This window comes from Actinobacillus equuli (genome assembly GCF_900636745.1).
GTDB lineage: Bacteria > Pseudomonadota > Gammaproteobacteria > Enterobacterales > Pasteurellaceae > Actinobacillus > Actinobacillus equuli.
This window is the reverse complement of sequence record NZ_LR134310.1, coordinates 809,968-834,134: the sequence shown is the minus strand read 5'-3', so window position 1 is coordinate 834,134 and position 24,167 is coordinate 809,968. Positions and strand designations below refer to the sequence as shown.

At 40.0% G+C, this 24,167-nt stretch carries 20 protein-coding genes and 6 tRNA genes; 14 read left to right on the top strand and 12 right to left on the bottom strand.

Features of this window, described 5'->3' with window-relative positions; translation table 11 throughout:
* Positions 1-21 precede the first annotated feature (21 nt).
* The 5 genes from brnQ to ispB all read right to left on the bottom strand — a co-directional run bounded on the left by brnQ (position 22) and on the right by ispB (position 5,000).
* Complete coding sequence (brnQ, locus tag EL121_RS03805; RefSeq protein WP_039197818.1) at positions 22-1,308, bottom strand: branched-chain amino acid transport system II carrier protein; 1,287 nt, start codon at positions 1,306-1,308, stop codon at positions 22-24.
* A 132-nt stretch (positions 1,309-1,440) separates the two neighbouring features.
* Positions 1,441-2,166, bottom strand: coding sequence for a 3-oxoacyl-ACP reductase FabG (gene fabG / locus EL121_RS03800; protein WP_039197817.1), 726 nt, complete (start codon positions 2,164-2,166; stop codon positions 1,441-1,443).
* Between the two features lie 54 nt (positions 2,167-2,220).
* Positions 2,221-3,156 (bottom strand): ACP S-malonyltransferase, encoded by a 936-nt coding sequence (gene fabD / locus EL121_RS03795; RefSeq protein WP_039197816.1) that lies wholly within the window; start codon positions 3,154-3,156, stop codon positions 2,221-2,223.
* Between the two features lie 65 nt (positions 3,157-3,221).
* Positions 3,222-3,968, bottom strand: coding sequence for an epoxyqueuosine reductase QueH (locus tag EL121_RS03790; protein WP_039197815.1), 747 nt, complete (start codon positions 3,966-3,968; stop codon positions 3,222-3,224).
* A gap of 36 nt (positions 3,969-4,004) precedes the next feature.
* On the bottom strand, positions 4,005-5,000 hold the full coding sequence (ispB, locus tag EL121_RS03785) for an octaprenyl diphosphate synthase (RefSeq protein ID WP_039197814.1): 996 nt from the start codon (positions 4,998-5,000) through the stop codon (positions 4,005-4,007).
* Between the two features lie 296 nt (positions 5,001-5,296).
* Here ispB and EL121_RS03780 point away from each other — a divergent pair, with 296 nt between their 5' ends.
* From EL121_RS03780 to EL121_RS03760, 5 genes are all read left to right on the top strand, one after another.
* Positions 5,297-5,848: an NADPH-dependent FMN reductase gene (locus EL121_RS03780; protein WP_039197813.1), complete on the top strand. Its 552-nt coding sequence runs from the start codon at positions 5,297-5,299 to the stop codon at positions 5,846-5,848.
* Between the two features lie 221 nt (positions 5,849-6,069).
* Positions 6,070-6,483, top strand: coding sequence for a DoxX family protein (locus tag EL121_RS03775; protein ID WP_039197812.1), 414 nt, complete (start codon positions 6,070-6,072; stop codon positions 6,481-6,483).
* A gap of 368 nt (positions 6,484-6,851) precedes the next feature.
* Positions 6,852-7,163, top strand: a complete 312-nt coding sequence (gene rplU / locus EL121_RS03770; protein ID WP_005618624.1) for a 50S ribosomal protein L21 — start codon at positions 6,852-6,854, stop codon at positions 7,161-7,163.
* 20 nt (positions 7,164-7,183) lie between these two features.
* The gene (rpmA, locus tag EL121_RS03765) at positions 7,184-7,441 is read left to right on the top strand and encodes a 50S ribosomal protein L27 (protein ID WP_005621788.1); all 258 of its coding nucleotides are present in this window, start codon (positions 7,184-7,186) and stop codon (positions 7,439-7,441) included.
* Positions 7,442-7,477: 36 nt separating this feature from the next.
* On the top strand, positions 7,478-8,455 hold the full coding sequence (locus EL121_RS03760; RefSeq protein WP_197050926.1) for a DMT family transporter: 978 nt from the start codon (positions 7,478-7,480) through the stop codon (positions 8,453-8,455).
* 114 nt (positions 8,456-8,569) lie between these two features.
* Here the strand turns inward: EL121_RS03760 and cdd are convergent, their stop codons facing one another.
* Both cdd and folB read right to left on the bottom strand, forming a co-directional pair.
* A complete protein-coding gene (gene cdd, locus EL121_RS03755; RefSeq protein WP_039197811.1) occupies positions 8,570-9,463 on the bottom strand; it encodes a cytidine deaminase in 894 nt (297 codons plus the stop codon).
* 141 nt (positions 9,464-9,604) lie between these two features.
* A complete protein-coding gene (gene folB / locus EL121_RS03745) occupies positions 9,605-9,967 on the bottom strand; it encodes a dihydroneopterin aldolase (protein WP_039197810.1) in 363 nt (120 codons plus the stop codon).
* Between the two features lie 85 nt (positions 9,968-10,052).
* On the opposite strand from folB, the gene plsY reads away from it, so the two are divergent.
* Positions 10,053-10,655: a glycerol-3-phosphate 1-O-acyltransferase PlsY gene (plsY, locus tag EL121_RS03740; protein WP_039197809.1), complete on the top strand. Its 603-nt coding sequence runs from the start codon at positions 10,053-10,055 to the stop codon at positions 10,653-10,655.
* A gap of 382 nt (positions 10,656-11,037) precedes the next feature.
* Here plsY and pepN read toward each other — a convergent pair whose 3' ends face one another.
* Positions 11,038-13,650, bottom strand: coding sequence for an aminopeptidase N (gene pepN, locus EL121_RS03735; protein WP_039197808.1), 2,613 nt, complete (start codon positions 13,648-13,650; stop codon positions 11,038-11,040).
* Between the two features lie 825 nt (positions 13,651-14,475).
* Between pepN and EL121_RS11775 the strand changes: the two genes are divergently transcribed.
* From EL121_RS11775 to EL121_RS03690, 8 genes are all read left to right on the top strand, one after another.
* On the top strand, positions 14,476-15,465 hold the full coding sequence (locus tag EL121_RS11775) for a calcium-binding protein (RefSeq protein WP_039197807.1): 990 nt from the start codon (positions 14,476-14,478) through the stop codon (positions 15,463-15,465).
* Between the two features lie 121 nt (positions 15,466-15,586).
* Positions 15,587-19,045: a transcription-repair coupling factor gene (gene mfd / locus EL121_RS03720; protein WP_039197806.1), complete on the top strand. Its 3,459-nt coding sequence runs from the start codon at positions 15,587-15,589 to the stop codon at positions 19,043-19,045.
* 167 nt (positions 19,046-19,212) lie between these two features.
* A tRNA-Gly gene (locus EL121_RS03715) sits at positions 19,213-19,288 on the top strand.
* Positions 19,289-19,299: 11 nt separating this feature from the next.
* Positions 19,300-19,386, top strand: a tRNA-Leu gene (locus tag EL121_RS03710).
* 26 nt (positions 19,387-19,412) lie between these two features.
* Positions 19,413-19,488: transfer RNA gene (locus EL121_RS03705), tRNA-Gly, on the top strand.
* 22 nt (positions 19,489-19,510) lie between these two features.
* Positions 19,511-19,597 (top strand) — tRNA-Leu (locus tag EL121_RS03700).
* Between the two features lie 32 nt (positions 19,598-19,629).
* Positions 19,630-19,716: transfer RNA gene (locus EL121_RS03695), tRNA-Leu, on the top strand.
* A 46-nt stretch (positions 19,717-19,762) separates the two neighbouring features.
* A tRNA-Gly gene (locus tag EL121_RS03690) sits at positions 19,763-19,838 on the top strand.
* Positions 19,839-20,026: 188 nt separating this feature from the next.
* Here EL121_RS03690 and EL121_RS03685 read toward each other — a convergent pair.
* From EL121_RS03685 to EL121_RS03670, 4 genes are all read right to left on the bottom strand, one after another.
* Positions 20,027-20,524: a thioredoxin family protein gene (locus EL121_RS03685; protein WP_039197805.1), complete on the bottom strand. Its 498-nt coding sequence runs from the start codon at positions 20,522-20,524 to the stop codon at positions 20,027-20,029.
* Positions 20,525-20,556: 32 nt separating this feature from the next.
* On the bottom strand, positions 20,557-21,576 hold the full coding sequence (locus EL121_RS03680; RefSeq protein ID WP_039197804.1) for a LacI family DNA-binding transcriptional regulator: 1,020 nt from the start codon (positions 21,574-21,576) through the stop codon (positions 20,557-20,559).
* A gap of 72 nt (positions 21,577-21,648) precedes the next feature.
* Positions 21,649-23,082, bottom strand: coding sequence for a glycoside hydrolase family 32 protein (locus EL121_RS03675; protein WP_039197803.1), 1,434 nt, complete (start codon positions 23,080-23,082; stop codon positions 21,649-21,651).
* A 51-nt stretch (positions 23,083-23,133) separates the two neighbouring features.
* Entirely contained in the window at positions 23,134-24,057 is a 924-nt protein-coding gene (locus EL121_RS03670) for an aminoimidazole riboside kinase (protein WP_039197802.1), read from the bottom strand.
* Positions 24,058-24,167 lie beyond the last annotated feature (110 nt).

Below are 24,167 nucleotides of genomic sequence, written 5' to 3'. Positions count from 1 at the left end.
GGATAACCTTGCCCGATATAATTATTTCGCTCTTACGAAACGACTAAGGATTGCGCCAATCACTAATCCGCCTATCGCAAACGGTAGCCATTCCATTGAGTATGCTTTGAGTGGTAAGTTATCTGTAATACCGACACCAGCTACTGATAGGATAGAGATAATTGTCACTAGAATCAATGATGTGCGTAATGCTAATAATGGTAACTTTACAAACAGATTCAATAAAAGTAAAAAAATCACTGACATTGCAATTGGGTAAAGTACCAGTAACACTGGGATTGATTTGCTGATTACCGCACTAAGCCCTTGGTTCGCTAAACCAAAGCCGATTAGGGTACAGATAAGCGCATAAGTTTTATAAGAAATTTTCGGAAAAATTTCATTGAAGTATTCGCTTACCGCAACGATTAGACCGATTGCAGTGGTTAAACACGCAAGCGAAACAATCGCACCTAAAAGTGTTCTGCCTAAATCACCAAATGCTTGGGTTGCGGCAACGTTAAGAATATAAGTACCAAGATCCTGTTTCTTTGCCGTTAAATCTGCAACAACATCAGCAGAAATTGGTAATTTATTGCCGATCCAACCGATAGAAAGATAAATTAACGCTAATAAAATTGCCGCAATCATACCTGCCATCGCAGTTTGCTTGCTTAATGCTTTTTCGTCCGAAAGACCTTTACTTTTAATCGCATTAATTACAATAACGGAGAATGCCACGGAAGCTAAGGCATCCATGGTGTTATAACCTGCTAATATACCGTTTACCATTGGCGCTTCAATAACGCTCGAACTACTTGGATTGCCTGAGAACATTGTAATACTGCTGATAACAAGCGCAAGAATTGCGAGGAGTAGCAATGGTGTCAAAATAGATCCGATTCGCTCTACCATTTTGGAAGGATTCAAACTTAACCAGATCGCTAATGAGAAATAAACTAAAGTAAAAATCAATAACGAAAGTGGTGTTTGTTCACCTAAAAATGGTAATACTGCCATTTCATAAGCGGTTGCAGCTGTACGTGGAATCGCAAAGAAAGGCCCGATAGTTAAGTAAATTGCTACCAAGAACAAAAGTGAAAACCAAGGATGAATACGATGTAAAGCTGCTTTGTAGCCCCCTTTATAAGAAGCACTCACAATAATACCAAGTAAAGGTAAACCAACCCCGGTTATGACAAATCCGATAGTTGCAGTCCAAAAATCCGCACCGCTTTCAAAACCTAATTTCGGCGGAAAAATTAAGTTACCCGCCCCAAAGAAAATGGCAAACAGCATAAAGCCGACCACAAATGTATTTTTAGTCATATACATACCACACTTTTAATTTGTTTATAAACAAATATTAAACACGAAAGGAAAAACAGAAACCCGAAAAATAGCAAAACCGAACTTTACCGAAAAAGTAAAGTTCGGCTAAAAATGGACCGCCTGTAGCGGTTAGCTCATGTATAAACCACCGTTGACATGGATAGTTTCGCCGGTGATGTATTTTGCATCATCGCTTGCTAAGAATGCGACTGCTTTCGCAATATCTTGTGCAGAACCTAATTGAGCTGCCGGGATTTGGCTTAAGATCGCTTGTTTTTGATCTTCATTTAATTCGTCAGTCATATCGGTTGCGATAAAGCCCGGTGCTACAACGTTTACCGTAATGCCACGAGAAGCGACTTCTTTTGCTAATGATTTAGAAAAGCCTACTAAACCTGCTTTTGCCGCACAGTAGTTGGTTTGCCCCGGGTTACCCATTGAGCCGACAACTGAACCGATAGTAATGATACGTCCGCCTTTTTTCATCATTGGACGTAATACCGCTTTAGATAAGCGATAAACAGAAGTTAAGTTGGTTTGAATAATGTCGAACCAATCGTCTTCTTTCATACGCATCAATAAACCGTCACGAGTGATCCCCGCATTGTTTACTAAAATATCAACATCACCGAAATCCGCTTTAATTTGAGCTAAAACGGCTTCGATAGAAGCTGCATCCGTTACGTTTAAAACTAAACCTTTGCCGTGTTCGCCTAAGTATGCAGAAATACTTTCCGCGCCTTTTTCCGATGTTGCAGTACCAATCACGGTTGCACCTTTTGCTACCAATTCTTCTGCGATAGCTTTACCAATACCACGAGTTGCACCCGTTACTAATGCGATTTTACCTTGCATTTTTGACTTGCTCCTATTTATTGTAGGGACGCCATGCTTGGCGTCCGTTATATATTACTGTGCGGCAGCTTCTAATGAAGCCACGTCATTGACTGCTTTGGCATTTAACTCTTTCACGATACGACCTGCTAAACCGGTTAATACTTTACCCGGGCCGATTTCATAAAGAGTTGCAACACCTTCGTTTGCCATTTTTTCTACCGTCTCAGTCCAACGAACCGGGTTGTAAAGCTGGCGAACGAGTGCGTTACGAATTGCCTCAGCATCTGTCTCTACACTAACATCAACATTATTAATAACTGGTACAACCGGTGCGTTTAACGTGATATTTTGTAATGCTTCGGCTAATTTATCCGCAGCCGGTTTCATTAATGCACAGTGAGAAGGTACGCTTACCGCTAATGGTAATGCACGTTTTGCACCTGCCGCTTTACATAATTCACCCGCTTTTTCTGCAGCCGCTTTTGTACCGGCAATAACCACTTGTCCCGGGCTGTTGAAGTTTACTGCTGAAACGATTTCGCCGACTTCCGCTTGAGCTTGTTCACAAGCATTAATAATCGCTTCGTTATCTAAGCCGATAATCGCATACATTGCACCTGTACCTGCCGGAACAGCTTGTTGCATTGCATTACCACGTAATTCCACTAATTTGATTGCGTCTTGGAAATTTAATACGCCCGCACAAACTAATGCTGAGTATTCGCCTAAGCTGTGACCAGCCATCACAGACGGTTTTAATTCAGGGTATTTTTGTTGCCACACACGATAGATCGCAACCGATGATGCTAAAAGCGCCGGTTGTGTACGTTGTGTTTGACCTAAATCTTCTGCAGTACCGTTTTGGACTAAATCCCAAAGATCGTAACCTAAAACATCAGATGCTTGTCTGAAGGTTTCTTCTACAATTGGAAATGCAGTTGCAAGATCCGCTAACATTCCGACCGCTTGTGAGCCTTGACCTGGAAATACCATTGCAAAATTTGACATATTTTTTCCTCTTATTTGTAAATTTGGTATTTAAGACGCACTTTGTGCATCCGTTATAAATAGTGTTAATCCGGCGAATAATAGAGCTTACCGATTTCAATACGCTGACGACCGGTTTCTAAACGCCATTTATTCGAATCGCGTAAAGAATATACACAACCGCAGTATTCTTGCTGGTAGAAACGTTCACGTTTACTGATTTCGATCATACGTTGCGAGCCGCCATTTTTACGCCAGTTGTAATCCCAATAAACCACATCATCGAATTTTGCCGCCGCACGATGTCCGCAATCGTTGATTTGGTTCATATCTTTCCAACGAGAAATACCTAAACAGCTGGTATAAACCGGGAAGCCGTTATTGTGTGCGTATTCCGCCGCTTTTTCGAAACGCATATCAAAGCACATCGTACAACGAATACCACGCTCCGGTTCCCATTCCATTCCTTCCGCTTTTTTAAACCATTCACGGCGATCATTCTCGTAATCATCATCGAAATCAATAAACGGAATGCCCCATTTCTCGGCAAAGCGAATGTTTTCTTCTTTGCGAATCAGGTATTCTTTCATTGGGTGAATATTCGGATTATAGAAGTAAATGGTAAATTCAATACCCGATGCATGGATTGCTTCCATCACTTCGCCGGAACAAGGGGCGCAGCAAGAATGCAACAATAATTTATTATGTCCGCCGGGAAGCGTTAATTTTTCACGCACAAAAGGTGCATTTGGATCCTTGCCTTTACGCGTTAGCTTTTTCTTTTGTTGCAACGCTTGTTTATGCTCTAAAGGTTGTTGGTTTTGTTCTGTCATAAAAATTGTAAAAAATTCTAAAAATTTGACCGCTTATTAATACGAACGATCGACCGATAAATAAGCAAGAGAAATCAATGCTTGTTTGTATTCGCTTTCCGGTAAAACTGTAAGTGCATCAACCGCTTTCTGTGCTTCTTGTTTAGCACGAGTCATTGCATACTCAAGTGATTGGTGTTCCGCCATAATTTCTAATACGGCTGGAATTTGTTCACGTTCTCCGCCGTTTTCAATTGCAGAACGAATCATATCCATTTGTGCTTGATTACCTTTCGCTTGTGCAGCGTGCATAGCGTGTAACAATGGTAAAGTCGGTTTGCCTTCAACGAAATCATCACCCACATTTTTACCGAAGCTTTCCGCTTTTGCCGAGTAGTCTAAAATATCATCAATTAATTGGAAGGCAGTACCGAGGTAGCACCCGTAATTTTTCAACGCTGTTTCAACCGATTTTTCTACCCCTGCCACAATCGCAACACATTGTGTCGCCGCTTCAAATAAGCGTGCGGTTTTATTGTAGATAACACGCATATAATTCGCTTCGGTAGTATTCGGGTCATTCACATTCATTAATTGTTGCACTTCGCCTTCAGCAAGTGCATTAGTGGCAGCAGACATCACTTTTAATACTTCAAGTGAATCAACACTGGTCATCATTTGGAATGAACGCGTATAAATAAAATCACCGACTAATACGCTTGCGGCATTACCGAATGTGGCATTCGCCGTTGCACGGCCTCGACGCATATCCGACTCATCAACCACATCATCGTGTAATAAGGTTGCGGTATGGACAAATTCGATAAAAGCGGCACAGGTAACGTGTTTGTTACCGGTATAACCTAATGCGTTAGCGGCAAGCACCGCAATTAACGGGCGAATACGTTTTCCACCACCGGCAATAATATAATGGCCTAGTTGGTTGATTAAAACGACTTCGGAGTTAAGCTGAGCGAGAATCTCCGCATCTACCGCTTGCATATCTTGTTTGGCAAGCGCTTGAATTTGCTCGAGTGTTAATAGCGTTGTCATTGCGTTCTCATATTAAATGTGAAAATTTGGCGGTGATTCTACCTTAAATCTGGCAAGCTTCAAAAAAGAATCGAAAAAAGCGGTCAATTTCGGCAATTTTTTTACAAAATAACCGCTATATTCTTTCTCTTAGCTATTCTATTCTCTCATTTTCCTAAATGTGGGGGCTTTTGGTTATATTATTTACTAAGAGTAAATAGTTTATCCACTCTAAGCTATCTAAACATGAATAAAATTTTTCGATAGAATAACTTTCGAAAAATTTTATTCATTTTTTAGAATTTAGGACGTTAATTATGGCAAAACAAATCGCTGTGTTAGTTGGTAGTGGCAGTAAAACATCAATTAGTCAGTTAGTTGCGAATCACTTAAAAAATGTAGCGCCGGCAAGTCTTCAATTAAATTTCGTTAATATTGCGGATCTTCCTTTATATGATCGTGATTTAGATGAAAATAGCCCTGAGGCATACATTCGTTTACGTAACGCAATTGAACAAGCTGATGGTGTATTATTGATTACGCCTGAACATAACGGCGGTATGTCAGCAATGATTAAAAATGCAATTGATGTAGGTTCACGTCCGATGGGACAAAGCAAATGGCTTGGTAAACCTGCCGGTATCGTTTCTGTTGCAGCAGGAATGTCTGGTGGTGTGCGAGCAGCGGATCAATTACGTGTAGTGGCTTCTGGCGCATTTATTAATATGCCGGTTGCGCCGTTTGCAGCGAACGTTGGTGGAATTTTCAACGGTGTATTTAACGAAAATGGTGAGCTTGTTTCTGAAGCTGTAGCAGGGATGTTAAAAGGCTTTATTGACGGCTATGCTGATTTTGTCACTAAATTCTAATCAGTTCATATAAGACTTCTATATTACAACTACTTAATCAAGCGGTTGAATTTTTGCAAAATTTTGCTGAAATTTGACCGCTTTTTTGTTGTCTATATCACTGTTAATTGTTTCAAAATTGGAAATAGTTTATCAATAAAAAGACTATTTATCTTCTATTGTTCAATAGATAAAATGTGTACCTCTATTGTTTAGTCTTATTATTTAAAGGAAAGCAAAATATGAACTCAAACTTAGCAAAATTTACTCCATACGCATTAGCATTATTACGTATTGTTGCAGCTTATATGTTCTTACTACACGGTACGGCAAAATTCTTTGAATTTCCGGTATCAATGACAGGTGGTAACGGTGCTGTACCGTTAATGTCAATGTACGGTATCGGCGGTATTTTAGAAATCGGTGGCGGTATTTTATTACTTTTAGGCTTATTCACGCGTCCTGTGGCATTTTTACTTTCGGGTATGATGGCGTATGCTTATTTCTTTATGCACGCAACGGCGGAGAATATTGCCCTCCCTCTAGTAAACCAAGGTGAATTAGCGCTGTTATACTCGGTGGTATTCTTCTTATTAGTGTTTGTCGGCGCAGGCGCATTTGCATTAGATAATAAACGTCAAAATACTAACAAATAAGGCTTTTAGCCGATAAAAAAGTGAAGCGGTCATTTTTTGCAAAAAAATTGCAGAATCTGACCGCTTTTTTGTTATAATGGCGTTATCTAAAAATCGAGAGGGGAAAAGCTACGATTTTTTTCGTAAATTTCAGATGAACAAGCGAAAAAATACGTAGTTTTTTTAGGTTAATCATAGGCAAAAATAATGCTTGTTGCTTTCTTTAATGCTGAAAATAGGGCGTAAGGGAAAATAACGCAGAAATTTTTCAATTTTTCTGAAAATCGTTCTTGCTCTTTGCATAGTTTTTGCGTAGAATTGACCACCTATTTTATATGAATTTAAGAGTGCCTAAGCAGAAGCGATTGGCACAAATTAGCGGAGTAAATATGTACGCAGTTTTCCAAAGTGGCGGCAAACAACACCGAGTAAGCGAAGGTCAAGTAGTTCGTTTAGAGAAACTTGAAATTGCAACTGGTGAGAAAGTTGAATTTGACTCAGTGTTAATGGTCGTTAACGGTGAAGATGTTAAAATTGGTGCACCAGTAGTTGCTGGCGCAAAAGTAGTGGCTGAAGTTGTAGCACAAGGTCGTGGCGATAAAGTTAAAATCGTTAAGTTCCGTCGTCGTAAACACAGCCGTAAACAACAAGGTCATCGTCAGTGGTTCACAGAAGTGAAAATCACTGGGATTCAAGCATAATTTCAGAGGAGATCAAGTAGATGGCAACTAAAAAAGCTGGTGGTTCAACTCGTAACGGTCGTGATTCTGAAGCTAAACGCCTTGGTGTTAAACGTTTTGGTGGCGAATCTGTATTAGCAGGTAGCATCATCGTTCGTCAACGTGGTACTAAATTCCACGCTGGTAGCAATGTTGGTATGGGTAAAGACCACACTTTATTCGCAACTGCTGACGGTAAAGTTAAATTTGAAGTGAAAGGCGAGAAAAATCGCAAATACGTAAGCATCGTTGCTGAGTAATTCATTTCAATATAGATTTGAAATAAAACCCCACGAATGTGGGGTTTTTTCTTACCTTTTTTCCAACCTCATAAAAAATTCATGAAACAACAACCCTTGCTTGGCTTTTTATTTTCTTTGATAGCCATTCTGATGTGGGGCATGCTACCGCTTGCGATTAAACAGGTACTAAAATCACTCGATTCTCAAACAATTGTTTGGTTTAGATTCTTAGTCGCAACGCTTGGTGTTTTTGCCATGCTTGCCTTTGCAAAAAAATTACCAAATTTAACAGCTTTCTTTCGCCAATATCACAGGCTATGGTTAATTGGAGTCATTGGATTGTCTTGCAACTTCTTCCTATTTAATCTCGCCTTAAATTATATTCCGGCTGCGACCAGCCAAGTCCTTAGTCCGCTTTCTTCTTTTGTGATGATTGCATTGGGGGTTGTGTTGTTTAAAGAAACGATTGGTATCCATCAAAAAATTGGTTTTGTGTTGGTGGTTAACGGCTTAGTGATGTTTTTTAATAACCGTTTTGCGGACTTAATCGCAATGAATAGTTATGCATACGGTGTATTACTTGGTATTTGTGCAAGTTTGATTTGGATTGGTTATAGTTTGTCGCAAAAAATCATGTTAGCGCATTTTAGCTCGCAACAAATTCTGTTACTGATTTATTTCGGTTGTACCTTAGTCTTTACGCCTTTTGCACATATGGGAGAATTAGCTAAATTAGATTTAGCTACTTGGGGCTGGTTAGGATTCTGTGGCATTAACACCGTTATTGCTTACGGTTGTTATGCTGAAGCACTAAATCGCTGGGAAGTTTCTAAGGTAAGTTTAATGATGACGCAAATTCCGATCCTTACCATTATGCTTACCGCATTAAGCCATGCTATTTTACCCGAATTATTTGAGGCACCGGATCTTAATGGGTTAAGTTATATTGGGGCGATTACAGTGGTTTCCGGTGCAATGCTTTCCGCTGTCGGACATAAATTATTCTACCGTAATCAGCTACGTAAAAAATGAGATAAGAAGTAGTAGGAACAGTTATGCAATTATCAGAGCATAATTTGATAGGCTAATGATAAAAAAGTGATGAGTAGTTGGATACTCATCACTTTTTTATTATTGCTCATTGGGTTACAGTTCAATATATTCGACATCTAAACGAAGTAGCGTTTGGGATAATTCTTCGGTCATTCGTCTATGACTGAGGATAGCTTGTTTTTCTGCCATTACGATACGTGTAACAAGTTTATCTAATAAACCGTTTAAGCGGCGGTAGTTTAATGCACTTTGTAAAGGCAGGAAGCTTGGGTTAAATGCGGCATTTTCAGCATAACGACCGGTAATAACTTGTTCACCTACTTGTAGGGCAATACCACTCATTGCGTGACTATACGGTGCATAAGATTGCTGTGCAGCAACAATTGCAGCTTGAGAGAGCGGATCACCAGTGAGTTCAAACGTATGGTGCTGAGTATCGAAAAGAACCTGTTCAATATTCAAATCTTTCGGTCCGAACGAATCCGGTAGATAGTTTTGCAATAAATTATTTTGGCTGTGAGGTAAATGAATTTTTAGCGTTTTAGCCGAATTTAATTCATTCATAAATTGACGGCAGTGACCACAAGGTGTGTAGTTTACTACCATATCGCGAATAGATTTTTCACCCGCTAGCCATGCATGTGATACTGCGCTTTGTTCAGCATGTACAGTTTGCTGCATTGAGGTTGATGAAAACTCTTGATTTGCACCAAAGTAAAAATTACCTGATTCACCAATAGCAATTGCACCGACATAAAATTTAGACACGGGTACAAGCGCATAACAAGCGGCAAGAGGTAAGCAATGTAATGCTAATTCAATGGGAGAAAGCTCAAATTGTTGGCACCATTGTTGAATTTGAGCGCCTGAAAAACTTGCTTTATATTGTTGAGCTTTTAATTGATCTGCAATTGCTGCTGTAATCGGGTTGTTTTGTTCCAAGACCGTTTTTTCAAGTCGCTCTTGGAGTGCAAATAAAGTAGCCATCCTATTCTCCTTTGTTTGACGGGGAGTTATTATACCTGTAAATAAGCATACTGACTGTGATCAAGATCGCACTAATGATATGAAATGGGCAGATTGCTTCATTTAACAACAAAATGCTACAAATAAAGAGGGTTATGAGTGCTAGTTTGCATTACGACCTCGTTCTATGATTACGCCTACGCTACTAGCTTGTGCAACCGCCTTAGGTTTATGCAATTCGATTCTAAGCGCTTGAATACCATAAGTTTGTTGTAAAAGATCCGCAATTTGATGTGCAACGGTTTCGACTAATTTGAAGGGCTTGGATTCTACAAATTGCAATATTTTTTCCGAAACTTCCGCATAATTTAAACAATACTGCACATCGTCTGTTTGAGCTGCTTGGGTGAAATCCCATTCCATTTCAATATTAAAGACTAAACGTTGTTTAATAGTATGTTCCCAATCATAAGCGCCGATTGAGGCGAAAGCAGTAAGCTCGTGAATAAAAACTTTATCAGCCATTTTAGTTTTCCTTATTTGTTTATGATAACATTTGTAAAAATATAGCATACAAGCGAAGTAGCCCCTAGAAATTAAAGGAAAAATTATGAGTATCACCGCTTATTTATTGATTGTTTTAGCCTATATATTGGGTTCTATTTCTAGCGCCATTATTTTCTGCCGTTTAGCGGGACTACCGGATCCCCGTGAGTGTGGGTCTCATAATCCCGGTGCAACGAATGTGTTACGTATCGGTGGAAGAATTTCCGCATTAGGGGTTTTGCTGTTTGATATTTTAAAAGGAGGTTTACCGGTACTATGTGCTTTCCGTCTGGGATTTGAACCCTCAGAAATCGGCTTTGTAGCCTTAGCGGCTTGCTTAGGGCATATCTTCCCCGTATTCTTTCAGTTTCGAGGGGGAAAAGGTGTAGCAACTGCATTTGGTGCATTGTTACCGATTAGTACGTTGGTTGCCGGTGCTGCTTTATGTAGTTGGTTAATTGTTTTTTTACTATTTGGTTTTTCTTCATTAAGTGCAGTCGTAACGGCGTTAGTTGTCCCGTTTTATATTTGGTGGTTTAGACCTGAATTTACTTTTCCCGTTGCATTAGTTTGCTGTTTGTTAGTCTATCGTCACCACGACAATATTCAGCGTTTATGGCGAGGTCAAGAAGAAAGGATATGGAATAAGTTAAAAGTAGGTAAGTAAATAGTAGGATTACAAGCGGTCGGATTTTTTCGATGTTTAGCAAATGCTTTGCTAGCGAAAGAATCTGACCGTTTTTTTATTGTTATTCCTACAAATGAAAAAGCTTAACTCTGTCGAATTAAGCTTTTATTAGAAGTATTGTATGTATGTAAGGTTACTTTAAAAATACTTGAACTAAGTTCCGCATCCTACATCATTTAACTCAAGCTTCGAACACTTATGAACGCGTGTTCATTTTTTTAAAGCCCAGCCATTATATCCCAAAAAAAGAATTTGAAAATACCCTTATAACAAATATAACCTTTCTTTTTAGTAAATAATAAGAATACAACAATACCTATTATAAATTACAATCTAATTGCATAGATTGAAACAAATAATACTAATGCAATGCTTTTTCTATTTTCTCAAAAAGATCTCGCGCTAAATTATCTAACCCTTTTAGACGCTCTAAACCACGTCTCATCAGGGTTTGGCGCTGATTGTCATAACGTGATAATTTGATTAACGGCTCAATGAGACGAGCGGCAACTTGTGGGTTTGTTTCATTTAATTTAATTAAAATATCTACGAGGAAACGGTAGCCGGAACCATCAATTGCATGGAATGCTTTCGGGGTCTGACCACAAAATGCTCCGACCAAAGAACGCAGTCTATTCGGGTTATTGAAGTTAAAACTACGGTGATTTAATAGACCTTGTACGATTTCAAGTACATTATCATCAGGGCGTGTTGCTTGGAGCATAAACCACTTATCCATCACTAAGCCATCGTGGTGCCATTTCTCTTCGAAATCAGCCAATAATTGGTCTCTACACGGTAATTGTGCCTTCGTTGCCGCCGAAAGTGCAGCGAGGGTATCAGTCATATTATCCGCCTGTTTATAGTGATTATAAGTAAGCGAGTTGCCTAAATCCGTAAAGGCTAAGTAAGATAGACATACGTTACGTAATGCGCGTTTAGACATATCCTCCGCTACAACTTGGTAAGCACCGCATTTATGGCGAATATAAATTTCATGTAAACGATCACGTAATATTTCTGCAATCGTTCTTAGCATAAATTCTCGTACGATAGCGATACCGTTTGGATCGATTACCTTGAATAATTCGGCAAACTCGGTTTCTTTCGGTAATGTCAGCATCAATGCGGTTAGCTCTGCATTTTTATCCGCATTATCAAGCACATAGATAAGTGCTTCAGTTAAATCGGCAGAGAACGCTAATGCTTCACCGGATTGATGGCGAGACAGATTGGTACGAAGCTCATTATTGAATAAGGTTTGCGCCGCATCCCAACGTACAAAATCATTTTGTGCGAATTTAAGTAATGTAATTAATTGTTCATTGGTATAACTATAATCTAAACGTACCGGTGCGGAGAAATCACATAGTAATGCCGGAACAGGTTTATACATTACGTTATGAAATTCAAACATTTGGTGCTCTTGTAATACGTTTAATACGTTATGTTGGGTCGTACCTTCGAATTGTAGTTCGATAGGTTCACCATTTTGTTCGCTATATAACTCGATTTTTAGCGGAATATGCAAGTTTACTTTTTCTAATTGATCCGCAGTTGCCGGCGTATGCTGTGACACATGTAAACGGTAGATATGATGCATTTCATCATATTCATCACTCACGCTAAGCTCAGGCGTACCGGATTGGCTATACCAACGACGGAATTGGGTTAAATCTACGCCTGAAGCACGTTCCATTGCTGATACGAAATCCTCGCAAGTTGCAGCAGAGCCGTCATTTTCCGCGACATACAGTTGCATTCCTTTTTGGAATTTTTCTTCACCCAATAAGGTGTGAATCATACGAATCACTTCTGCGCCTTTTTCATATACGGTAACCGTATAGAAGTTATTCATTTCAATCACTTTTTCCGGGCGAATAGGGTGTGCCATCGGGCTGGCATCTTCGGCAAATTGCACTGCACGTAATAAGCGTACGTCTTCAATACGCTTTGCCGGGCGTGACCATAAATCTGATGTAAATTCTTGATCACGGAAAACAGTTAAGCCTTCTTTAAGGCTTAATTGGAACCAATCTCGGCAAGTAATGCGGTTACCGGTCCAGTTATGGAAATATTCGTGTGCAATCACGCTTTCAATATCTAAATAGTCGGTATCGGTTGCCGTTTCCGGTTTTGCTAAGACGAATTTAGAGTTGAAAACATTTAAGCCTTTGTTTTCCATTGCACCCATATTAAAGAAATCAACCGCTACGATCATATAGATATCTAAATCGTATTCTAAGCCGAAACGTTCTTCATCCCATTTCATTGAACGTTTTAAACTTTCCATCGCCCAACCGGCACGATCTAAATTGCCACGATCAACATAGATCTCTAATGAAACTTCTCGACCACTTTTTGTGATGAATTTATCTTGTAACAGATCAAAATCACCGGCAACCAAAGCGAATAAATAGCTTGGTTTAAAGAACGGATCTTCCCATTCGACCCAATGACGACCATCATCTAAATCACCTTGTGCAATGCGATTACCATTCGAAAGTAAGAACGGATATTTCGCTTTAGAAGCGGTAATTTTTGTACGATATTTTGCAAGTACGTCCGGACGATCCAACATATAAGTAATTTGACGGAAGCCTTCTGCTTCACATTGGGTACAGATACCGTCACCGGATTGGTATAAGCCTTGCAGAGAAGTGTTTTGTACAGGATTTAAGCCGGTTTCAATTTGTAATTTAAATTTATCCTCAGTGATATGGCTAACGTCAACAGTTAAAGACTCATCATCTTTCTCAAAATTAGAATAAGAATCGCCATTAAGTTTTAGGGAAAGGAAGTCAAAACTATGTCCATCTAAACGTAGATGTGTAGCTCCTGCTGTTTTACGTTCTACGGATAAAGTTGAGGTAACAAAGGTTCTGTCCGGATCAAGTTGAAAATCAAGAGAGATGTCTGTAATTGTAAAGTCTGGTGCTCGATAGTCTTTTCTATATTTTGCTTTAGGTTGCATGATGTTTTCCTTAGTTTATTTGGCAAGAGAATACTCACCGAAGAGATGCAGATGCATTTTACTAAAAGCTTGCAATTTTTCCAAAGAATCTCACCGCTTATCTTCATTTAGGTTTCATATATTTTTTCTTCTAAAAAGAGAATGTGATGGATTTTACTGAACGGTTCAAGTGAAATAGATAAAGTAGTAATAAAAAATTAAGCATTTCTCATTATTATATTGAACTATTTACTAATATTTTTATGAAAAAGAATGATTACATCTATGAATTTTCCTAAGTTGAAAATGGTATAATCTTTACTTTATATACTTCTAAGTGGATAGATATTTAAGGTTGTTTCTTGAATATCCTTGTTTTAATTTATAAAAATTGGGGTGAAAACATAATAAATACGACATCATTAATGGTTTAGCTGGTCAGTAAGGTGTAGTATTTTTCATAGCATGTTTAGTTATATATGAAGTTACTATTGGATTTAGAAAATATGGCGAAGACAGACACAATATTATTAACAGCTTGTTAGTATTAGCTTTAACGGCAGAGAATGTATTTCCCTACAGCAATTCCTTTTTATTATAAAAATTCATTACATTAATATGTTAATATTAATTAAATTTGTATTGGTTTGTTTTTGAATAATCATTTTATTTTTTTATTTCAAATTTTATTCATATTGAATTTGATTTAAATTATTTTCTTTATTTTGTAAATTTATTTTTATATAAATTTACCGTGAGTAAAAAATATATCATAAAGTCTAGTATATAATTCCACTGCAAATTAATTAAATTTGCATTAGTTAATTTATACTAGGAGAAATTTATATGTATGTAGCACGAATCACACATAGCATTAGTGTTCGCGGATTTATTAATTCTTTTTTCCAATCTTATGGAAGATTTATTTTTAAACCGTCCTTTGGTCAACAGCCTACGCTTGAGCAAAAACCAATAGATGTTCAAAAACCGGATTTCGGTCAAAAACCAATTCAATTCGATGAACCTGATTTTGGTCAAAAACCAATTGACCCTCAACGTCCAATTGATCCGCAACAACCAATTCCACAAGAGCCAGTTCCACAAGAGCCAGTTCCACAAGAGCCAGTTCCACAAGAGCCAGTTCCGCAAGAGCCGGTTCCACAAGAGCCGGTTCCACAAGAGCCAGTTCCGCAAGAGCCGGTTCCACAAGAGCCAGTTCCGCAAGAGCCAGTTCCTCAAGAGCCAGTTCCACAAGATCCAACTTGTGGTTGTCCGGAAGATGATGCTCCAACACCACCTTGGGAAGCAGATAACCAAATTTTTGGTGATGAATGTGATAACGTACTTTGTGGTACAGAAGCTAAAGATATGATCGATGGCGGCGCGGGTAACGATACGTTATATGGTTTCGGCGGCCACGATAATTTATTCGGTGGCGAAGGTCACGATATCTTAGTTGGCGGTCTTGGTGCTGGAGATTACCTTTCTGGTGGTGTAGGTAGCGATACTTATATCTTCAGCGGGGATTTCGGCCACGATGTGGTTGCAGACAAAGGTGCGAAAAGTGATTTTGATTTGATCAGATTCACGGATTTAAATGCAGATGAAGTAACCTTCAGCCTTAAAGGTAGCAATTTATTTATTACAGATACTACAGATGAAGGTAACTATATCGAAGTGGTTAACTACCTCAATGATGGTGCGAATTCAATTGAACAATTTGATTTCAAAGATGGTAGCGCAACAGTTGATGTAGTTTATAACGCTAATGGTTCTTGTGATATTTGTGTTTCATACACGCCATTACAACAAGAGCAAGTAAATTTCTACGCTTAATTTAATATACATCATTAATAAAGGGGGCTGTTATAGTCCCCTTTTATTTATTTAATCGGTTTTGTAAAAGTAGGGCTTTGGGCTACAATATTTGCAAATTTTTTAACAAAATCGACCGCTTATGTCATTTATTCAGTTTAATCTACCTTTAATTGCTCAGCAAGAAGGGGGCAAATTCCAAGATCATCAAACGCTCGGTAATTTAGTTGGGCATTCAGATACTTTAGCCATTGCGGAAGCTGCTGCGCAGTTTAATGGTTTAAGCGTGGTAGTAACGCCGGATACCCGCACCGCATTACGTCTTGAAAAAGCCTTAAAGCAATTCAGCAAATTACCGGTTTCGGTCTTTCCCGATTGGGAAACGCTACCTTACGATAGTTTTTCACCGCATCAAGATATTATTTCTGCCCGTCTTTCAGCATTATTCCATTTGCAGCAAGGCAATAAACAGATTTTTCTATTGCCAATCAACACGCTTTTACAGAAAGTTTGTCCGCCGAGTTATCTCGCCAACAATGTGTTACTGATAAAGAAAGGTGACCGCTTTTCAATCCAATCATTACGTTTACAGCTTGAAAATGCCGGTTATCGTGCAGTGGAACAAGTGTTGGAATACGGCGAATATGCTGTAAGAGGGGCGTTACTCGATCTTTACCCGATGGGAGCGGAAAGTCCGTTCCGTTTGGATTTTTTTGATGATGAAATTGACTCAATCCGCACCTTTGATGTGGACAGTCAACGCACAATAGCCGAGATCAACGAAATTAATTTATTACCGGCACATGAGTTCCCGACTGATAGCAACGGGATCGAGCATTTTAGAACTAAATTCCGTGAACAATTCGGTGAGATTCGTCGTGAGCCGGAGCATATTTATCAGCAAGTCAGTAAAGGTATTTTGAACGCAGGGATCGAATATTGGCAACCACTGTTTTTTGAAGAAATGGCGAGCCTATTTGATTATTTAGCGGAAAATACCTTATTTATTACCTTTGACGGTATTGCAGAAAAGGCGGAGCAATTCCATAAAGATACCACTCAACGCTATGAAAGTCGCCGCGTTGATCCGATGCGTCCATTATTACCGCCGGACAAATTATGGTTCTCGGTTGATGAAGTCAATCGTGGCTTAAAAGCTTATCCACGTTTGACGCTAAGTGCGGAGAAAGTCAGAAAATCGGCTGCTAAACAAAATGCGAATATTGAAAAATTGCCGGAATTAGCGATTAATTCGCAGTTAAAAGATCCGTTTGATGCGTTCAATAAATTCCGTAGTAAATTCGATGGGCAGCTTTTATTTTCAGTAGAAAGTGAAGGTCGCCGAGAAACCTTGCTTGAATTACTTTCACCGCTAAAAATCAAACCGAAACAGGTTAAATCGTTAGCGGAAATTGATTCGCAAATTTCATTGATGGTTTCACCGCTTGATCAAGGCTTTATCATTGAAAATGCAAGCGGTCAAAATTTAGCAATTATTTGCGAAACGGATTTCTTGGGCGAAAAAGTTCAAACAAAACGTTCGGAGAAAAATCGCAAAACAGTCAACCCGGATACGCTCATTCGTAACCTTGCAGAACTCAAAATTGGACAAGCCGTAGTGCATTTAGAAAACGGTGTCGGACGTTATGCAGGGTTAACTGTGCTGGATGCCGGCGGCATTAAAGCAGAATACCTTGTCTTACTCTATGCGAACGAGGCAAAACTCTATGTCCCAGTGGCTTCATTACATCTGATTTCCCGTTATATCGGTGGAGCGGATGAAACCGCTCCGCTGCATAAACTCGGTTCGGAAGCGTGGGCGAAGACACGCCAAAAAGCGGCAGAGAAAATCCGAGATGTAGCGGCGGAATTACTCGATGTGTATGCGAAACGAGAATCGCAAAAAGGCTTTGCGTTTGCCTACGATCGTGACAGTTTTATGCAGTTTAGCCACACATTCCCATTTGAGGAAACTGAAGATCAGAAAACCGCAATCAATGCGGTTATCAGCGATATGTGCTTGCCAAAAGCAATGGATCGCCTTGTCTGTGGCGATGTCGGTTTCGGTAAAACCGAAGTCGCAATGCGTGCCACTTTCTTAGCGGTGGAAAATCATAAACAGGTTGCGGTACTTGTACCGACTACGCTTTTAGCACAACAACATTTCGAGAATTTCAAAGATCGTTTTGCCAACTATCCGATTAATGTCGAAGTGCTTTCTCGCTTTAAAACCGCTAAAGAACAAAAGGCGATTTTAGAAAAAGTGGCAGAAGGCAAAGTGGATATTCTGGTCGGCACGCACAAACTGCTACAAGAAGACGTGCAATTCCGTGATCTCGGTTTACTTATTATTGACGAAGAACACCGCTTCGGTGTACGTCAGAAAGAGAAGATCAAACAATTGCGAGCTAATGTCGATATTCTTACGCTCACCGCAACACCGATTCCTCGTACGCTGAATATGGCATTAAACGGTATGCGAGATCTGTCTATTATCGCTAGTCCGCCGGCACGCCGATTGACGATCAAAACTTTTGTTCGTCAACACGATGATTTAGTCGTGAAAGAAGCAATTTTGCGTGAAATTCTGCGTGGTGGGCAAGTGTATTACCTGCACAATGACGTGGCGACAATCGAAAACTGTGCGACTAAGCTGGCGGAATTAGTACCGGAAGCTCGGATTGTGATTGGACACGGGCAAATGCGTGAACGTGAATTGGAACGTGTGATGAGTGATTTCTATCATCAGCGTTTTAATCTATTGGTCTGTTCCACCATTATTGAAACGGGAATTGATGTGCCGACCGCTAACACGATTATTATTGAGCGTGCGGATAAATTTGGTTTGGCACAGTTACACCAGTTGCGTGGACGTGTTGGACGTTCTCATCATCAAGCTTATGCCTATTTGCTGACACCACCGCCGAAAACATTAACCAAAGATGCACAACAGCGTTTAGAAGCACTCAGTTCGATTGATAATCTCGGTGCCGGATTTGTGTTAGCGACTCACGATTTAGAAATTCGTGGGGCGGGCGAATTGCTCGGTTCGGAACAAAGCGGACAGATTGAAAGTATCGGTTTCTCACTCTATATGGATCTGCTTGAAAATGCGGTAAAAGCCTTACAAGAAGGGCGTGAACCGACTTTAGAAGAAATCACCCAAAATCAGGTAGAAATCGAGTTGCGTATACCGGCACTGTTACCGGACGATTATGTACCGGATGTGAATATGCGTTTATCGTTCTATAAACGGATCGCCTCGGCAGAAAGTGTTGAAGCATTGAAAGATTTGAAAGTAGAACTTATCGACCGTTTCGGATTATTGCCGGAAGCAACTAAGAATCTATTCCAAATCACTCAGCTTCGTCATGTGGCAACCTCGCTCGGCTTGAAGAAAGTTGATGCGGGGATTAACGGCGGCTATTTGGAATTTAAATCGACCGCTCAACCTGACCCGATGAAGTTCCTACAACTGATTCAGTCGGACAAAAATGTCTATAAATTCGAAGGGGCGCAAAAATTCCGCTTTAATTTACCACTTACAAGTAATGCGGAGCGATTGGAATTTGTTTCAGCGCTAATTGAAAAATTAATTTAAGTTATTAATGACAAGCGGTGTAATTTTATTAATTTCTAGCAAAAAATCGTCAAATGGATTGAATTTTCGCCTAATGAAACTTTTTTTGAAATTTGTGTTTGACAACTTTTCAAAAATCCCTAAAATACCGCACATAAATCGCTACGCAATAACGTAGCGTTTTTATTGCGGGAATAGCTCAGTTGGTAGAGCACGACCTTGCCAAGGTCGGGGTCGCGAGTTCGAGCCTCGTTTCCCGCTCCATTTTAAGGTGAGCCCGAGTGGCGGAATCGGTAGACGCAAGGGATTTAAAATCCCTCGCCTTTCGGGGCGTGCCAGTTCAAGTCTGGCCTCGGGCACCATTTTAGAATGACAAAATTTAAATTATGCGGGAATAGCTCAGTTGGTAGAGCACGACCTTGCCAAGGTCGGGGTCGCGAGTTCGAGCCTCGTTTCCCGCTCCATTTTAAGATTTAAAACGGTTGTGCCCGAGTGGCGGAATCGGTAGACGCAAGGGATTTAAAATCCCTCGCCTTTCGGGGCGTGCCAGTTCAAGTCTGGCCTCGGGCACCATTTTAAAGCTTAAAATAAAATTAATTATCGAAGCCCGAGTGGCGGAATCGGTAGACGCAAGGGATTTAAAATCCCTCGCCTTTCGGGGCGTGCCAGTTCAAGTCTGGCCTCGGGCACCATTCGATAATAAACTTCCAAATTATTTTAAATTAAAATAATTTCGACGCGGGAATAGCTCAGTTGGTAGAGCACGACCTTGCCAAGGTCGGGGTCGCGAGTTCGAGCCTCGTTTCCCGCTCCATTTTATCAAGTCAAAATAAGATAGCACCACGAGGTGCTTTTTTTATATCTAAAATTTCTCTTTCTTTAAGCAAAAAGTGCATTCCGAAGTTTTATGCGTATTATTATTTGTTTTATATAAGCGTCTTATATAGAAAACCCACCTATTAGGGCTTGGTAGTGCTTGTAAGGTGGGTTTATCAAAATAGCTTATGCATTCTTTGTTAGAATCGCTAATAATTCCGCTTCAACTTGTTTACCGAATTTTCCCATACGGAAATCGGCTTTTAGTTCGTCAAATTTTTCCGGCGCCGCTTCTATTTTCTGTTTTAAGAATTGCGGGAACTCACATAAAACTAATTCAGTTTTGCCGTTACGAATATCAAAGATACTTGGGATTTTTTGTGCAGAAATAACCGCTTGTTGTTGCTCATCACTGTCAAAATGCTTACGCTCTTTGTTATCTTTACGTGAAACATATTTCACTTTGATATTCGGGTTGAGCTTCGTCATACGTTGGAAGTAAGCCACGATTTCGACACAATCCGGGCAATAAGGCTCTGCCATTACTAGCCAATCGCCTTGTACGCCGAGTGCTTTAAGCTTTTCTTCGGTTTCCGCTTCAAGTTTGACGTCAACATAAACCTCCAGTTGATTTTCACGGTCTTCGTCACTGCTAAATTCTAAATATTCATAAAAATGTGCCATAGGATATCCTTTTAAAAGTAACTATATTTGTTTTAGTGTCGCCAAATAATTTCACAATCAACTTTGGCATTGCTAATCGCTTTGCGTTGTAGCTTTTCTCGCATAAGCTGGAATGTTTTCAGTGCAATTTGCTCGTGATCTTGTGCAATCGAATGAATATGAAACGGTAAAGCATCTAATAAATGGTGATCATCAAAAGTGGCTAAATGTAGCTCTTGATTCATCAATTTCGCCATTTGTTTATGTTCGGTTAAGTAACGTAATACCCCTTCCAAAATCGTGTAAGAGGCGGTAAATACCGCTTCGGGCAAACGCCCTAAACGTTTAACAATTTCGGCAAACATTTGATAGCCGGATTCCGGTTGGTAGTCCTTATGTAAAATCCAGCTACTTTGTACCGCTAAATGCGATTGCTCCAAGCCTTCATAAAAGCCTTCTAAGCGAGAGGCACTTGGTGAAAGCGAAAGTTGTCCGCCTAAATAGAAAAACTCTTTCGGTTGATAAGCACGTACGATATTTTCCACCAACTTCGCGACACTTGGCGTGTCATCGCTGATAATGTAATTCAGCTCCAAGTTCGGAATATGGCGGTCGATATGTAGCACCGGAGTGTGTCGAATGATCTTTTGATAATAATTCGGATCTTGATGAGTCGGAGCGGTAATCAGCAAATCAACCTGACGATCCAATAAACGTTCAATTACCAGTTTTTCTTGTTGCGGATTATCATCGGAACAGGCAATTACTAACTGTAAACCGTTGTCTCGGCATAGCTTCTCAAGATTACGAGCAGTGGAGGCAAAGCCGTAATTGGTGAGATCCGGAATTACCAAACCAATAACGTTAGAGCGTTGCGCCTGTAATGCTTTCGCATAAACATTGGCGCGATAACCGTATTGTTCAGCGATCGCTTGTACTTTTTGGCGGGTTTCCGGTTTAATACGAAAATCATCACTTTTACCATTAAGAACTATACTCGCGGTCGTTTTCGATACACCGCTGAGTGCGGCAATATCATTGAGCGTTAGACGTTTTTTAGGTTTTGATTCCACGGTTTTTTCCTCAAAAATGATTTTCGTATGGAAGTAAAACGGCACAAGTTTTTTACTTGTGCCTTATTGTGATTAATTTTGGATTTGAATTGCCTGTACTTGGGCAATTTGTACGGTTAACGGACGAGAAGTTTCTAACAGATTGATTCGATTTGCAATAAAGAATCGTGATGTCATCACTTTTTCTCCGCCATTGATGAAAATTTCTACTACAGAACGGTCAAAGAAAATCTCTAAGTTATTGAGTTTCTCCACTTCACAATGGCGTTGGCTACCGAATTTTTCCATAAGATCCGTTTGCTCTGTTGCACTGCGATCTAGCGTTAATAAACCGTTTTCATAGCGTAGGCTCAAAGTTTGCCCTTTTTCATTGCTAAAGAAGTCTAATGCAAGCGGTTGATTTTCGACAGAAATTTGCAAATAGGCGGTATCAAGATTGTCGATTGCAATTTTTTGCTCAATTTCGACCGCTTGTTTTGTGGCTAATTTAACGATTGGTGTTTGCTGAATTTTACCGTTTTCTACCTTTATTTGACGTGGCAGACTTAAGGTTGAATGCCATTTATATTTATCGGTCGGGTAGGTTAAATCCGGTAGGCCGATCCAGCCAAACATAATACGATCAGAATTCTGTACCGATTGCGGCGCATAGAAATCAAAACCGTAATCCAGTTCTTCGATATGTTCGGCAGTTAAATTATTGCCGTCTAATTTACCTAGCGCATAGGTGGCGTGATAATTATTTTGGAACTGATGCGCTTCACGTAATTTGCCTTGTGGAGACCAAACAAACACATCTTTACCGCTAAGTTGGAACAGATCCGGACATTCCCACATAAACACATTGCTGTTATCAAAGTCTTTGACCGCTAATTCGGAAATTAAACGAGGTGTGCTATCGAGATCGTCCATCTCATACACTAAGCAAGTTCCGGTTAGGTTCTCACGCTGTGCGCCAAGTACAAAGCGAATTTTACCCTCTGCAGTCACAAACGGTTTAGGATCACGAACGTGTTCGGTATAGCCAGCTGGTGCTTGGTCGATAATGCAACGTTTTTCTAATAATTTGCCCGATTTATCAAAAATCGCAATGTTTTGGTGCGGAACACGTTGATTATCGCTTGCACGGCGAGTATTACCGGTATAGAACGCCACGATTTTATCTTGCCACATAATCGCACCGCCTGAATAGCAACCATGTGATTCAAACATTTCATCTGGGATCAAGCGGTCGGATTTTTCAAAAGTTTGCAAATCACGGGTAATAAAATGTTCCCAGTGTTTCATTCCATGCATGGCATCATAAGGGAACCATTGTGCGAAGATATGATATTTCTCACCGTCAAAAATTAAGCCGTTCGGATCGTTAAATAAACCGGTTTGTGGCGCTAAATGGTAGGTCGGATAGAAATCCTTATCCGAAAGTACGGTTTGGCGGATTGTCGCTAATTCGCCTTGTTCTGCTGCGTGAAGACTTTTGTATTTGCCGTTATTGAAAATCTGCATAGTAAAATCCTAAGTTGCAAAAAAGCGGTGAAATTTCACCGCTTGTTGTGATTATTGCGCTAAAAATGCTTCTAGCTCTGCTTTATTTGGTAATGCTGACATCGCACCTTTTGCGGTTGTTGCTAAAGCGCCTGAAGCGTTCGCTTTACGAATAACATCCACTAATACGCTTTCGTCTTTCCAATCCGCAACTTGTGATAAACCGGCAAGTAAACCGCTTACAAATGCATCGCCGGCACCAGTGGTATCAACCGGTTTTAACGCTTTGCCGGCAACCACTTGGCTATTACCATTTAAGTGATAAATCGCACCGTCTTTACCTAAAGTGATAATGATTAATTTCTCCGGATATTGTGCAGTAATCACTTTGGTTGCTTGCTCAAGCGTGGTGGTATTGGTTAATAACGTTAATTCTTCTTCAGAGAATTTGAGTACGTCTGCCATAGCCACCACGTTATTTACTACTTGTTTCATTTCTTCAAGACTTGTCCAAAGCGATTCACGTAAATTCGGGTCAAATGAGAAGAAACCGCTCGCTTCTTTTACACGGCGAATCGCTTCAATCGTGGTTGAACGTGAAGGGTCATTGATAAGTGCGATAGAGCAGCAGTGTAGGAAATCACCTTTTTGGAAAGTCGGTAAATCACTTACTTCAAGAAACTGATCCGCACTTGGATTCACCATAAAGGTAAAGCTGCGCTCACCGTCATCTAAACCGACGATCACAGTCGAAGTACGTTGTTTCGGATCGAGGATCATATGTTCGGTTGAAACTTTTTCCGCATTAAGTGTTTGCTGCATAAATTTGCCAAGTGGATCTAAACCTACTCGACCGATAAAACCAGCTTCTACACCTAAACGTGAAACACCCACCGCAACGTTTGCCGGCGCACCGCCCGCACATTTTAAATAGTGATTTTCACCATCCGGAATTAAATCCACAACCGCATCGCCGGTAACCCAAATCTTGCTCATACACGCCTCTTTATTTAGTAAAAAATAGTTAATTTATCTTAGCTAAAACGGTTTAGTTTTGCAAAAACTATTTCAAATTCTACCGCTTACCAACTTTAGTCATTATAATT

Excerpts from the sequence above, each read along its gene's own strand:
- brnQ (WP_039197818.1), bottom strand. The coding sequence starts at position 1,308 with ATGACTAAAAATACATTTGTGGTCGGCTTTATGCTGTTTGCCATTTTC.
- fabG (WP_039197817.1), bottom strand. The coding sequence starts at position 2,166 with ATGCAAGGTAAAATCGCATTAGTAACGGGTGCAACTCGTGGTATTGGT.
- fabD (WP_039197816.1), bottom strand. The coding sequence starts at position 3,156 with ATGTCAAATTTTGCAATGGTATTTCCAGGTCAAGGCTCACAAGCGGTC.
- EL121_RS03790 (WP_039197815.1), bottom strand. The coding sequence starts at position 3,968 with ATGACAGAACAAAACCAACAACCTTTAGAGCATAAACAAGCGTTGCAA.
- ispB (WP_039197814.1), bottom strand. The coding sequence starts at position 5,000 with ATGACAACGCTATTAACACTCGAGCAAATTCAAGCGCTTGCCAAACAA.
- EL121_RS03780 (WP_039197813.1), top strand. The coding sequence starts at position 5,297 with ATGGCAAAACAAATCGCTGTGTTAGTTGGTAGTGGCAGTAAAACATCA.
- EL121_RS03775 (WP_039197812.1), top strand. The coding sequence starts at position 6,070 with ATGAACTCAAACTTAGCAAAATTTACTCCATACGCATTAGCATTATTA.
- rplU (WP_005618624.1), top strand. The coding sequence starts at position 6,852 with ATGTACGCAGTTTTCCAAAGTGGCGGCAAACAACACCGAGTAAGCGAA.
- rpmA (WP_005621788.1), top strand. The coding sequence starts at position 7,184 with ATGGCAACTAAAAAAGCTGGTGGTTCAACTCGTAACGGTCGTGATTCT.
- EL121_RS03760 (WP_197050926.1), top strand. The coding sequence starts at position 7,478 with ATGTGGGGTTTTTTCTTACCTTTTTTCCAACCTCATAAAAAATTCATG.
- cdd (WP_039197811.1), bottom strand. The coding sequence starts at position 9,463 with ATGGCTACTTTATTTGCACTCCAAGAGCGACTTGAAAAAACGGTCTTG.
- folB (WP_039197810.1), bottom strand. The coding sequence starts at position 9,967 with ATGGCTGATAAAGTTTTTATTCACGAGCTTACTGCTTTCGCCTCAATC.
- plsY (WP_039197809.1), top strand. The coding sequence starts at position 10,053 with ATGAGTATCACCGCTTATTTATTGATTGTTTTAGCCTATATATTGGGT.
- pepN (WP_039197808.1), bottom strand. The coding sequence starts at position 13,650 with ATGCAACCTAAAGCAAAATATAGAAAAGACTATCGAGCACCAGACTTT.
- EL121_RS11775 (WP_039197807.1), top strand. The coding sequence starts at position 14,476 with ATGTATGTAGCACGAATCACACATAGCATTAGTGTTCGCGGATTTATT.
- mfd (WP_039197806.1), top strand. The coding sequence starts at position 15,587 with ATGTCATTTATTCAGTTTAATCTACCTTTAATTGCTCAGCAAGAAGGG.
- EL121_RS03685 (WP_039197805.1), bottom strand. The coding sequence starts at position 20,524 with ATGGCACATTTTTATGAATATTTAGAATTTAGCAGTGACGAAGACCGT.
- EL121_RS03675 (WP_039197803.1), bottom strand. The coding sequence starts at position 23,082 with ATGCAGATTTTCAATAACGGCAAATACAAAAGTCTTCACGCAGCAGAA.
- EL121_RS03670 (WP_039197802.1), bottom strand. The coding sequence starts at position 24,057 with ATGAGCAAGATTTGGGTTACCGGCGATGCGGTTGTGGATTTAATTCCG.